The organism is Psychrobacter sp. TS_SC_6 (assembly GCF_056156305.1).
Window position 1 is genome coordinate 312,221 of record NZ_CM149590.1, and the last position, 12,446, is coordinate 324,666.

Here is a 12,446-nt window from a genome sequence, read left to right on the forward strand (position 1 = left end):
GAGACTAAAAGTGATTCACTATCGTGACTTATCAAGTTCGACACAAAAAAATATCAATATGGGTTTGGCATACGGGAGAGCGGAGCAGGGAGCAACGCTAATAGTGGTGTTATTGTTTTTAGTGCTGATTATGTTGGCAGGTGCTATTGCAGTTAGACAAAGTACGACAGATCTTAAGATTGCGACAAGTGATCAGATAAATACAGTATTACTGCAATCAGCAGATAGTGCTAATCAAAAAATAGAGACCATGGTAAATGGTAGCCCAACATCTAATGGATACCGAGATGTAACAAGTGCAACAGGGGCACTCGGTCATTTTTTATTATTTGAAAATAATAAAGCTAATGAATTTATCTATTGTTTTAATCCGCGTACACAGAGATATTTAACCAATAGTGCAACAGTCAGGGTGCCTGCTGGTGGGTATGTCGATGGGATTAATAACGGTGTATGTAATTATGAAAATGCCGCTGATTACACTAGTGCCAGGCAGGCGGTTATGACACAGGTGAGTATTGCGATTACTCCTCCTAGTGCCAATGCAGAAGCGTTTGAACATGTTGTCATTGGTAAAGAAGTTGAGGACAGAACAAGCAAAAAGTTTAAATTCGATATTCGAGCAACGTCTGCTCTACCAGCTTATAAAGAGCCTAAAGTAGGGAGTAGTAAATGCTTTGAACAAACCAGTATCAAGTTAAACGTGGCAGTAGGGGGTAGGTCGTTGAGCGAATGTCTGCTAAAGGCCAGTACACCTAGTAAAATGTTATATGAGCAAGCAGATGTCGAAAACGTTTCTTCTTCTACAAAATGTACGCCATTCGGTAAAGGATCACTAAATACAGCATGCGTACTTAGAACTACACCCTAAACAGTTCAATCATTATACAGAGGATTAAGGTCATGAAACGACTAAATAATGTATCGTCAATTAATGGCAGAGTTACGTTACCTTTGAAGCCCTTAGTCGTTGCCATGGCTACTATGTTTGCTTTGCCAGTCGCGCAAGCTGATGTAGCTGGCAAAAAAATCGGTGATTTGGAGATTTATAAAGCAGCTGAAGGTGGTAAGACGACCATCACAATGATGTTAGATACATCCGGTAGTATGTCTTCAGCAATATCTTTTGTTGGCGCCACGGCTTGTGATTTACCATCTGGCGTTTCCTCTACTGCCATCAGGGTTGAAGACCCTTCTACGCAAGTCTATCCTAGAAGATATTGTCAGACTAGTAATAGATACTTTTATCGTTTGTCTCCTGATAATCAATGGTATCGCTGTGGCAACAGCGATGGGTCTGGTAATAATGATTATAGTTTTGCTATTTGCGGTACAGCGATAGATAACCCTAATATCGGCAACGATTACAGCGTGGTAACCTCCGGTACTAGCAATAGATATTATTATAAAGATAAATTCTATGATCGCTTAACTCGTCTCAAAGATGCCATTTTTACGTTGATGGACAATACCCAAATAGACTCTAGTAAAGTGGCCATTGGTATTGGTCAGTTCTCTAGTCAAAGTGGTGGCAATAATCTCCCCACTAGTGCCGATGGTAGGAGTGGCAAGATACTGGTACCTGCAAGACTGCTTGATCAGACCCAACGTAACGCCATCAAAGCAGCCGTTGCACCCTTAATAGGGGACAATGGCACACCGACAGCCAATGCTTATGCCGAGGCTGGCGCCTATATGCTAGGCAAAAATACAGTGACGTCCATTACTCGCCCAAGAGAATTATTCGTCAGTGTAGGAGGAAGCTCATATCGGGTGTGTAACGCTTGGAATGAGACAACCGATGTGTCTAGATGTAGCGGTCTTACTGATAACACAATATCTATTCCTTCAATACTTGGCTATACGTTTAGAAGATGCGGAGTATATAGCAATAATAACTGCCTAGTAAGTAATCTAACCCAAAGTTCAGAGGAATGGGGTTTTAGTGGCTTTACTAAATCTGTCACTGGCTCAAAATCCCTACCCAATTATATCAGTCCACTTTCCTCGCCTTCTAGCTGTGATGGACGTGGTATCTATTTCTTAACCGATGGTGAACCAAACAGCTCTCCTAATCCTCTGCCTCTCATGAGGTCAGCTTTGGGGTCTGCCTCCTTTAGTGTGCCTACAGCCACGCTGCCGAATGGGAGCCAAAATAGCAATGGTATGGCTGAAGTTGGCGCATTTGCCAAAGCATTGCGTGACCCTACGATCAATCCTCTAGGTACAGATAGAGAAATTTATACCGCTGTTGTTGGATTTGGTTCAGTCTTTAATGTTAATAGAGTGGCAGATGCAGAAAGATCTCCAGCCGATCGTGTCATCCGTAATCTGCCTTATACCAACCCAAGAACAGGGATCACTGCCAATCGTGATTTCTATAATTGTGAAAAGATTGATAATACCGATGCAAAAAACGCCTGTAACTGGGGGGAGAAGTCAACTGCTGCATTGCCAGGGGTAGGTGGCTTCGGTGAAGGCGGCTTTTATTCAGCGCAGTCTACAGAGGACATTGTGAGTAGTATCACAACCTTCGTTAGTGACTTGAATCAAACATTACCGTCTACGCCGTCAGGGACTATTATCATCCCAGATGATCCTTATCGTGCAGACAGTCAACTCGCTGTTGCTTACTACCCCACTATACAACCCAAAGTCGCTGACAATGCTGTGATTTGGGAAGGCAATATGAAAAAATACAGCCTAAATGAAGGCACCCTCTATGGTAAGAATAATACCAAACTCTTCAAAAATATAGCAGGGGAGTTGAACCCAGCGGCACAAGATCTGTGGTCGGATCAAAACTATCCTGGAGCCAACGATAAGGTAGAATCTGGTGGTTTCTACTCGCAACTGAGCACGCCTACTACTGGCATTGCTTCTGTTAGAAATTTATACGTAGAGGATTGGGCCAGTACAACAGACAGATCGCCTGTCTTGAAAAAAGTCAGCGTCAATGGTGCAGGTAAGATGTTGGTAAACAATGCCATATTGAATATTACCTCTTTCAATGATACGGCTACCTACAATCAAGAGACGCTAAGAAAGCTACTCAATTTCTTAGGTTTTACCAATCTTCCCGCGACCACTGTCAGTGTTAGAGATATGACGTTGACCAGTGCCAATGCGACCCAACCTATCAAGGTATTAGGAGCGACGATACATTCAACTCCAGCTTCAGTGTCCTATTCAGCAAACTTAGATGCTGATGGTAGAGTCAACAATACCCGTGATGACTATGTGCTATTTGGTTCATCAGAGGGCGGTCTGCATTTGGTTAATGCGGATGACCCTACTACCAACGGTAATGGGGGTAAAGAGAAGTTTGTTATTATTCCAAGAGAGATGCTGATAGATCCAGAAAAATCAGCAGCTCTTGTCAAAGATGCTACCAAGATTAATGTAGGCTCACCGAACTTTGGCGTTGATGCGCCTTGGTTAGTCACTGCTGACTATAAGTACGATTTGTCCAATAATAGGGTAAACGTCAATAAGACAGGGGGTAAGGGTGTATTCGCTTATGGTGGGCTGCGTATGGGCGGTGAAGCATTTTACGGGCTAAACCTCAATGATAATGATAATCCGAGTATGATGTTTACGATTACGCCAGCCACTGCAGGCTTTAGTCGTATGGGGCAAATTTGGGCAAAACCTACCAAAGCTAAAATAAAAACAAGTACTTCAGATGTTGGTACTGATGTATTGGTATTCGGTGGTGGCTATGATATGTGCTATGAAAATGAAAGTTTTCAAGTGGGTTTGGTTGACTCTATATTGGGTGGCTGTGCGCTGACAGCGACATCACCGGCAAAAGGTAACGCCGTCTACATCATTAATGCCAAAACAGGTGCATTAATCTGGTCGGCTTCTAGTGACTTGAGCGCCTCAACTACAGTACCTACTATAAAAAATAGTATCGTCGCCGAGGTGACCACGCTTGATCGCAACAATGATGGCTTTATGGATCATATCTATTTTGCAGATTTAGGGGGTCAAGTGTTCCGTGCTGATTTTACCAATGCAGGGTTTGTAAAGCCTTCTGCAACGGCAATGGCAAATACCGCACCTGAAACCTCTTTTACTAATACTCGAGTCACTCAAGTTCTTCAAAGTACTTATACTGGCATTGATACCAGATATAACCACCGTTTTTATGAGCGCCCAGTCGTCAGCTTCTATCGAAACCCCGTTAGTAATAGTTTATTTGCACTCGTAAATGTTATATCAGGGGATCGCAGCTCACCCTTATCTAAGATACGCGATCTTAATAAGGCTGATAGGCTGTATGGCATAATGGATACCGATGTCACAAAGGCTGATAACATCTTTTATGCGAGCAACTTTACCACAGCAAGTAATGCTAACGGTCAAAAAATCGCCAACTTGACAGCCAATGATTCAGCAAACAGCAATCTAGTCAAGCTGCCTGATGCTATCGGGGCTTCAAGCGCTGCTGGTTATACATCAGTACAAAAAAACGCGACCATATCAGTATTACAAGGTGGCACAAAACATGGTTGGTACGTTCCTCTGACGAACTTTGACGGTTACGGCAATGTCAGGTATACCAAAGGTGTGGGCAAGTCTGCAGTGATCGATAGCTTCTTATATACTACCGTCTATAATCCAGATATGAATTATGGAACGGTGGATTCTTGTTCTGCTAAGATCACCGGTGGTTCAGAGCGTCAACTGTATTGTTTGCCTTATGGTATTTGTGCTGATAATGCCTCTAAGAATGGCTTGGGGGGCTTCATTAGAGCAGGTAAAGGGATACAAGAGCTTACGCTTGGTCCACGTAGCTCAACGCTCTCCAATCAACGTTTACTAATCGGCACAAGAACGTTAGCTGAGCGTGCAAATGATCGAGTCAACTTTGGTTCTGATAGTGATAAAGGCCTGTTTAATGCAGTGACGAAACCTGAAGGTTTGAATCAATCATTATCAGCTGCTGACCTAATTTTGGGTAGCGGTACAGCGCCTGATATGATATTTAATGAGCGCTTTACGCTACAGCCGAAAACGTGGTACGAAGTAGACTGATAGGATGGTCGCATGAATATAAAAGCGTTAAAACGACAAGTAGGCTTTACGCTCATAGAGCTGATGATAGTCATTATGATAGTGGCTATTTTAGCAACGATTGCGATCCCATCTTATCGGCAGTTCGTCGTGCGTAATGCTGAATCACAAGCACAGGCACGAATGCAAGAGCTTGATATAGAGCTGAACCGCTGGCGCGCTAGTGCTCTAACTTATAAAGGCTTCAGACCCAAAAAGATAGCAAGTAATGGCGATATCAGTTACGCATACGATGCAACTGACAATAAGACTATCTACGTCCCTAAAGGTAGCGATAGCACTAATTACCGTTATATGATTACGTTGGTAGATGGTAGTACAGGTAATACCTTAGCGCCTACAGGCACTGGCTATTCTACCGCAGGCAGCTCATGGCGGATGCTGGCAGAGCCAAATACTTCATTTAAAAATTCAAATGCTCATATTGTGATGATAAGTAGTACGGGTGTGAAATGTAAAAGTAAGGATAGGACAGTTACCATCGCTTCTACTAACTGTGGCACTGGACAAGAGGACTGGTAATGTTAGTTTTTAACAATGTATTAAACAAGCCGTTGATACAGCAGCGCGGCTTTACCCTTATAGAGATGATGATCGTCGTTGCCATCATTGGCATACTTGCGGCGATTGCTTATCCCAGTTATCAAAGATATGTCATTAAGACAAAACGTACTGATATGATGACTGAGATGCAAAACATTGCCTCAGAGATTGAGAGTCGTAAACTGGCACAAGGCAGCTATAGTAATATTAGTGCAAGTGTCAAAACAGACTTTGCTATCGCTTATCCAAGGCAGGGTACTCAGCTATATGATGTAACTATTAACCCAGAACCTTTAACACCGCCTAATAATACATTGACTGCTAAATGGAAAATCACTGCTAGCCCAAAAACAGGCACACAGATGGCAAGCGATGGTGATCTGAGTCTTAATTATCAAGGTATTAAATGTCGAGGCAGTGTCTGTGGTACTGGTGAAGAATGGACAAAATAAGATAAATAAAATAGAAATGTTGAGAATCTGACAAAAAACGTCAGTTATCTTTACCTTTCGTTACTCAAGATAGGCAGACTGACAGTTTTTAGTGGCTTGGGCGTAACATTTAAGGTTAGATAAAATAAAAGCAGAGAACGGTTAATAATAAATAGCGATGATAATTAGATATTTAGCTAAAAAGATAATGCTAACTGTAATTTTGGCATGGTAAATGCAATATCTATAGTAAGAGAAAAATAGATTATATCCCTAAAGATAAAATGCACTATTAGCATTTATCTTTATATACCCCAAAAGGAGTTCATATGAACACTGCTCAAAAAGGTTTTACCTTAATCGAACTAATGATCGTTATCGCTATTATCGGTATCCTAGCTGCGATCGCTCTACCTGCTTATCAAGACTATACGGCTCGTGCTCAAGCATCAGAAGGTCTTAAAGCAACTTCAGGCGTACAGTCTGATATTGCTACATTTATCTCTGATCAAAGTCGTTTCCCACAAGCTGCTGATAGTGTTGGTGTTCAGGCTTTACTGCTTGATGGTAAATACTTTGCGCCAGGCGGCGTAAAAATTACGGGTGGAGATGCAGCTGGTGTTACTACGCCAACAGCTCCATCTGTTATTGACATTACATTTGATGCTGGTGCTAACGCTGCTAAAGCGATGACATTGACACCAACAGTTATTGCAGCAACAGGTCAGGTTTCTGGTTGGAAATGTGCTCCACATACAACTGCCGGTATCGATAAGTCACGTCTACCTTCTAGCTGTCAGTAATAGTTTATTCGTTTAATAAGTAAAATTTTTTAAAGCCTTAGCTTATGTTAGGGCTTTTTTTTGTCAGTTTTTGACCTATATTTATGATTTTTTTATGGGTAGTGCCTCCTATCTGTGCATTTTTGTCCATCGGATATAATGGTACGTTGTGTGCAATAACATATTTATAGATATAGTTGAAATACTTTAAATTCGCTACAGTATTGCTGGTTTAAATTTTTTGCAGCCTCTGTCTGCGTAGGCACAGCAAGCAAGAAAAAAATTGCACCAGCAGTACGTGTTGTATCGATATTACTTTTCACAGACTATAGTCCTGTACTTATATTGTTCCATGAGAGAACCATTATGCATACCATAGCCCATTCTAATACTATTAGTAGCTCTCATTCAGGCTTTACCTTGATTGAATTAATGATCGTCATTGCTATTATTGGTATACTAGCAGCTATCGCAATACCTAACTATATGAGCTATGTCGGGCGCACACAAACGATTGAAGGGCTTGCGGTATCAGAGGGACTACGTAGTGAAATAGCTATATGGGTGTGGGAGCATAAAGCCTTTCCTGGTGCCGCCACAGTTGCAACCACTGGTAATATTGGCAAGCAAGCAAACGAGCTAGACGGTAAGTATGTTCAGCAAAATGGCGTTAGTGTCGCTGCTAACACAGGCGTCATTACGGTTACTTTTGACTCAGGGAATATCGCTGGTAAAACATTGATACTCACTCCTGAGATTAATCTTAATACTAATGAGCAAGTTACTAAATGGGTGTGTAGTGGGTCGGTCGGGGCGGATAGACTGCCAGCAAGTTGTCAGGATTAAAACTAATTATACTACTACATCTTCGTTTGAGACTTTCATAAACTGTATACAAGCGTTCTATCTTTGAATTAGACGCACCCAAAAAATTGATATAAACCATGCTAAATTCATCGTTAAAATTTCGTCTTAGAGCCTTTGGCTATCATTTGGTCGTTTCTCTTTTCATTGCTTTAGTCAGCTTATATATAGTCTTCATGGTTTGGCACCCAGCGCCTTTAGCTAAAGCAGTAGGCGTGACCCATATATTTATGATGATGTTAGGTATCGATGCTGTTTTAGGACCTTTATTAACATTAATAATTGCTAAAAAAGGCAAAAAATCTCTAAAGTTAGATTTGGGAGTGATTGTTGTCTTGCAGCTCGCTGCATTCACCTACGGCATCTATAATATCGCTATCAGTAGACCCGTATATATCGCTTTTGACACCAGTCGCTTTGAAGTAGTGCAGGCAAATAACATACCTGTAGAAAGTCTGGAGCAAGCGTCAGCTGATTACAATAGCTTAGGGTGGGGAAAGCCAAAACTTATAGCAGTCAAACCTACAACAAGTATTGAGCAAAAAAACGATAGATTATTCGTAGAGCTGGAAACTGGCGTTGCGCCAAGTATGCAGCCGAATTTATATGAACCATTAGATAATCAATGGTCAATTATGAGCAAGCAAGCAAAGCCATTAAATCAACTCAAGAAGAATAATAAAGAAAACGAGGTTGATAATATAATCGCTAATCACTCAGAAGCGGACAGCTGGTTACCCTTAAAAGGCTACGAGTCAGATGCAGTAGTACTGCTTAATAAAACTGAGCAGCGCATTATAGGAATAGTCGATTTACGACCTTGACAGAAGTTGGCATCATAAAAAACCACCTAACAGCATCTCGCTATTAGGTGGTTTTTTATGGAAATGATATATAGATACTTCAAAGAGAAGGTTATTTCTCTAAATACTGAATCTTACCCTCGACGCCATCCCACTTAGCCGCTTCTGGCATTTGCTCTTTCATCTCAGTGATGTTTGGCCATTTTTGCGCCAGCTCTTCATTTAGCTGAGTGAACATCTCTTGCCCTTTTGGCACTTCATCTTCTGAGAAGATCGCATTAGCGGGACATTCAGGCTCGCATAGCGCGCAGTCGATACACTCATCAGGGTCGATGACGAGGAAATTTGGTCCTTCATAAAAGCAGTCCACAGGACAGACTTCCACACAGTCGGTGTATTTGCAAAGAATGCAGTTATCTGTAACGACAAAGGTCATAGTACTGTCTACCTGTTATTGGCTTAAGGCTGAATAAAATAGATTTATAATAAGGCGTATTTTAACGCCTTTGAGATAATTTAACAATTCCCTTTAATAACTAATGATTTTCTTAAGATGATAGAGTAAATCATGTGCCTGCTTGGGCGTTAGGCTGTCAGGATCGATAGCCTGTAGCTCGTCTTGTAGGCTAAACAACTGATTTTGTTGTGGAATATCGGCAGTACTTTGATTTTTATCAACATGGCTGATAGTAGTTTTTTCTGGCGTATTTTGAGTCGCCTGTTGGCTTTTATCCGTTACTGACTTAGCTAATTCATTTTTGTCATCAAGGGTTTTGTCATTATCCGTTGTTCGGTTGCCTGCTTGTAGGTTATCGATGTTTAAGTTATCTGCTAAATAGCGCTTGGCATCATTAAGCACTTGAATCGGTATACCTGCCATTTTTGCCACATGTAGTCCAAAGCTAGAGCTTGCTGCACCCTCCCAGATTTGATGCAGTAATAGCAGTTGACCGTCGACTTCGCTAGCAGCGACATGCACATTACGTATAGATTTGTCATTGCTGCCACGATTTTCTTTAGGGTTTTGCGCCAATTTTGTCAGCTCAAAATAATGGGTGGCAAATAATGTCAGGCAGCCAATCTCTACCAGCCGATTGACACAAGCATGAGCGATTGCCAAGCCATCAGTGGTCGCCGTACCGCGTCCGACTTCATCCATCAGCACCAGCGATTTGGCTGTTGCTTGATTGAGGATATTAGCAGTCTCAATCATTTCCACCATAAAGGTAGATTTACCACCTGCCAAATCATCCGCTGAGCCAATACGCGTAAAGATGCGATCGATATCACCGATACGAGCTTGCGCTGCTGGGACAAAGCTACCGCAATGGGCAAGCAGGACAATCAATGCTGTCTGGCGCATATAGGTTGATTTACCGCCCATATTGGGACCAGTAATCATTAATAAGCGCTCAGGATGTACATCGCTGCCGAGCGTACAATCATTGGCAACGAAATGGCTGTTATGCATATTATTACTATTTTGCTTAACGGTATTGCTTGCATTCACTGGATTTAACGCCGCTTCAACGACAACGTGACGACCTTGTTTGATGTCGATACTGGTTTGGCTGTCATTCTTTGAGCTACTTTTTTCTAAGCTCCTATTATCTTTTGAGTCATTACTCATCACTGGTCGCTGCCAATTGTAAGTAAGAGCAAGCTGTGCCCAGTTGCTCAGCACATCTATTTGTGCGACAGCAGCGCTCAGCTGTTGCAGTTCGGCTAAATGACTGCTTAATAATATCATCAACTCCTGATACAGCTGTTTTTCTCGAGTCAACGCCAAGGTTTGCGCACTTAGATATTCGGTCTCGACTTCCTTTAGCTCGTCCGTGATAAAGCGCTCGCTGCTTTTGAGCGTTTGCCGACGGATAAAATGAGCAGGGGCATTTTTCGCCTGCATTTTGGGCAATTCAAAATAAAAGCCACTGACCTTGTTAAAGCCGACTTTTAAGCTGGGCAATTGGTTCTCTTGACGCGCACGCTCTACCATTTCATCCAATGTCACTTGGATATTGTCATGCAAATGAGTCAAGCGATCAAACTCTGCATCATAGCCAGCAGCGAGCATACCGCCATCACGGATATGTGCCGGTGGCTCTACAATAATGGCGCGCTCAATCAGCTCGGCTATGGATTGCACGGCTGGTAGCTGGGCAGGCAATTGCTGCATCAGCATGGGCAAAAGTCCTGCCTGCTCATGATCAATGCCAGCCTCCGTCAGTAGGGCAGTTAGCTGGGCGCTACTAGCAATACCGTCTGCAAGCTTACGCAGGTCACGCGGCTTGGCGCTCATCAGCCCGATACGGCTACTGATACGCTCAATATCGCCGATGGCATTTAAAGTCTCACGTAAGCTTGTAATCAATGAGTTATTTTCTAGATTTTGATTAATATTTTTGTTTTCGACAAAGTAATTATCTATATTTAACAAACTGGCTATCGCGTCTAGGCGCAAATTAATACGCGAATGCTGACGCAGTGGGCGTTTCACTTGCTGTATAAGTAAGCGTCGACCCATCGGCGTTTGACAATGGTTGAGGACAGATATCAATGACGTACCATTGCTGCTAACGGGTGTAAACAGCTCAAGATTTTGCTGACTATTGGCATCGATGATTAAATAGTCATCATTATATTCGACGATGAGCTGGTTAACTTGTGGTACATGGCGCTGCTGGGTTTGTCGTGCATAGTGAATAAGCGCCGCGCAGCTAGACTGGGCAAGTGGTGCATCGCTAATACCAAGCCCATCAAGACGCTGAACCTCAAACTGTTGGCAAAGGGTTGCGCTGGCATGCTCACGATGGAAGTCATTAGCCGCCACTTCGATAATAGGGCAGTCGAGATTTTGACGTAACCACAGTAGCCAGTCTGCGCTGATATCATCACTACTGTCACTCAGTGCTTCACTAATGATACATTCACTGGGCGCAAAGCGTGCCAGCACCGTGAGCATTTGAGTTTGCAAACCTTCAATATCACTATGATTTGCGCTAAGTGTTTGTGTGGTCAACGTGCCAGCAGCCAAGTCCATTTGGCTAATGGCAGCTTGCACAGATTGCTTGCTGTTCGATTTAGGAGTTTCGATATCAATAGCGACAACGGTCGGGGTGTGATTGGGCGCAATGAGTGCATCATCGGTAATCGTCCCAGCAGTTAGAGTCTTAACCACTTCACGGCGCATAATAGTGCCAGCAGCCGATTTGCTCTTATCTTTCTTCTGCTTATCGCCCATTGTAGGAGTATTGGATGGGTTACTCGCATTACCAGTGGCTGATTCGTCTATTTGCTCGCAGACCACCACTGTTTGCCCAGCGGCAATTAATCTTGCCATGTAACTATCGGCTGCATGAAAGGGTACACCTGCCATCGCAATCGTGTTGCCCGCTTTATCCGTCCCACGGCGGGTCAACGTAATGTCCAATATCTGCGCCGCACGTTTGGCATCATCAAAAAACAACTCATAAAAATCGCCCATCCGATACAGCAGTAAAGCTTGAGGATAGTTAACCTTCATATTGAGATATTGCACCATCATCGGCGTATGATCTGCCAAGTGATAAATGGCATCACCTATGACCAATGAGTCAGAGTCAACTGGCACAGATTTTGAAGTGGGTTTACTAAGATTGTTCTTTTGAGCAAAAGGTTTAACTGGCATGCAGAATCTCTTAAGTTGTCTTTTTTATTTATTGGATAGGGGTGTTTAAATAAGTTTGGCTAGATAAAAGGCTTTAGATATAGGGGCTAATAATAATCGATTCAAAATAAAGTAGGTCACCTAAAAAGCATGTTGATAACAAGCAAAAGAATTGAAAAACATAGGTTTGTAACTGTTATTTTAACACGTCCTATCCCCTTTTTATGTCGGCAAATAACTGCTAACTGCCCTTGTATCCATCGCCGTCATAACCATATATAATGACGTCACACTT

Annotated in this window: 9 protein-coding genes; 7 read left to right on the forward strand and 2 right to left on the reverse strand. The window is 42.5% G+C overall.

All coding sequences use genetic code 11. The features are described 5' to 3' along the window. Positions 1–10 precede the first annotated feature (10 nt). The 7 genes from AC0J5Y_RS01400 (at position 11) to tfpZ (ending at position 8,526) form a co-directional block, all read left to right on the forward strand. Positions 11–871 carry a PilX N-terminal domain-containing pilus assembly protein gene (locus AC0J5Y_RS01400; protein ID WP_475131196.1) on the forward strand — a complete coding sequence of 287 codons (861 nt, stop codon included), beginning with the start codon at positions 11–13 and terminating at the stop codon, positions 869–871. Positions 872–903: 32 nt separating this feature from the next. After that, positions 904–5,043: a pilus assembly protein gene (locus tag AC0J5Y_RS01405; RefSeq protein WP_475131197.1), complete on the forward strand. Its 4,140-nt coding sequence runs from the start codon at positions 904–906 to the stop codon at positions 5,041–5,043. A 12-nt stretch (positions 5,044–5,055) separates the two neighbouring features. After that, positions 5,056–5,604 (forward strand): type IV pilin protein, encoded by a 549-nt coding sequence (locus AC0J5Y_RS01410; RefSeq protein WP_475131198.1) that lies wholly within the window; start codon positions 5,056–5,058, stop codon positions 5,602–5,604. Then, on the forward strand, positions 5,604–6,077 hold the full coding sequence (locus AC0J5Y_RS01415; RefSeq protein WP_475131199.1) for a type IV pilin protein: 474 nt from the start codon (positions 5,604–5,606) through the stop codon (positions 6,075–6,077). Before AC0J5Y_RS01410 ends, AC0J5Y_RS01415 begins: the two co-directional genes overlap by 1 nt. 308 nt (positions 6,078–6,385) lie before the next feature. Further along, positions 6,386–6,859 carry a pilin gene (locus tag AC0J5Y_RS01420; RefSeq protein ID WP_475131200.1) on the forward strand — a complete coding sequence of 158 codons (474 nt, stop codon included), beginning with the start codon at positions 6,386–6,388 and terminating at the stop codon, positions 6,857–6,859. 345 nt (positions 6,860–7,204) lie between these two features. Then, positions 7,205–7,684 carry a pilin gene (locus AC0J5Y_RS01425; protein WP_475131201.1) on the forward strand — a complete coding sequence of 160 codons (480 nt, stop codon included), beginning with the start codon at positions 7,205–7,207 and terminating at the stop codon, positions 7,682–7,684. A 98-nt stretch (positions 7,685–7,782) separates the two neighbouring features. Further along, positions 7,783–8,526 carry a TfpX/TfpZ family type IV pilin accessory protein gene (gene tfpZ, locus AC0J5Y_RS01430; protein ID WP_475131202.1) on the forward strand — a complete coding sequence of 248 codons (744 nt, stop codon included), beginning with the start codon at positions 7,783–7,785 and terminating at the stop codon, positions 8,524–8,526. Positions 8,527–8,617: 91 nt separating this feature from the next. On the opposite strand, the gene fdxA is transcribed toward tfpZ, so the two are convergent. After that, positions 8,618–8,941: a ferredoxin FdxA gene (fdxA, locus tag AC0J5Y_RS01435; protein ID WP_011279554.1), complete on the reverse strand. Its 324-nt coding sequence runs from the start codon at positions 8,939–8,941 to the stop codon at positions 8,618–8,620. Between the two features lie 93 nt (positions 8,942–9,034). After that, the gene (gene mutS / locus AC0J5Y_RS01440) at positions 9,035–12,172 is read right to left on the reverse strand and encodes a DNA mismatch repair protein MutS (protein WP_475131203.1); all 3,138 of its coding nucleotides are present in this window, start codon (positions 12,170–12,172) and stop codon (positions 9,035–9,037) included. Positions 12,173–12,446: the final 274 nt, after the last annotated feature.

What these genes read in the sequence shown, in the direction of transcription:
- AC0J5Y_RS01425 (WP_475131201.1), top strand. Translation starts at nt 7,205, where the DNA reads ATGCATACCATAGCCCATTCTAATACTATTAGTAGCTCTCATTCAGGC.
- tfpZ (WP_475131202.1), top strand. Translation starts at nt 7,783, where the DNA reads ATGCTAAATTCATCGTTAAAATTTCGTCTTAGAGCCTTTGGCTATCAT.
- AC0J5Y_RS01415 (WP_475131199.1), top strand. Translation starts at nt 5,604, where the DNA reads ATGTTAGTTTTTAACAATGTATTAAACAAGCCGTTGATACAGCAGCGC.
- AC0J5Y_RS01410 (WP_475131198.1), top strand. Translation starts at nt 5,056, where the DNA reads ATGAATATAAAAGCGTTAAAACGACAAGTAGGCTTTACGCTCATAGAG.
- AC0J5Y_RS01405 (WP_475131197.1), top strand. Translation starts at nt 904, where the DNA reads ATGAAACGACTAAATAATGTATCGTCAATTAATGGCAGAGTTACGTTA.
- fdxA (WP_011279554.1), bottom strand. Translation starts at nt 8,941, where the DNA reads ATGACCTTTGTCGTTACAGATAACTGCATTCTTTGCAAATACACCGAC.
- mutS (WP_475131203.1), bottom strand. Translation starts at nt 12,172, where the DNA reads ATGCCAGTTAAACCTTTTGCTCAAAAGAACAATCTTAGTAAACCCACT.
- AC0J5Y_RS01420 (WP_475131200.1), top strand. Translation starts at nt 6,386, where the DNA reads ATGAACACTGCTCAAAAAGGTTTTACCTTAATCGAACTAATGATCGTT.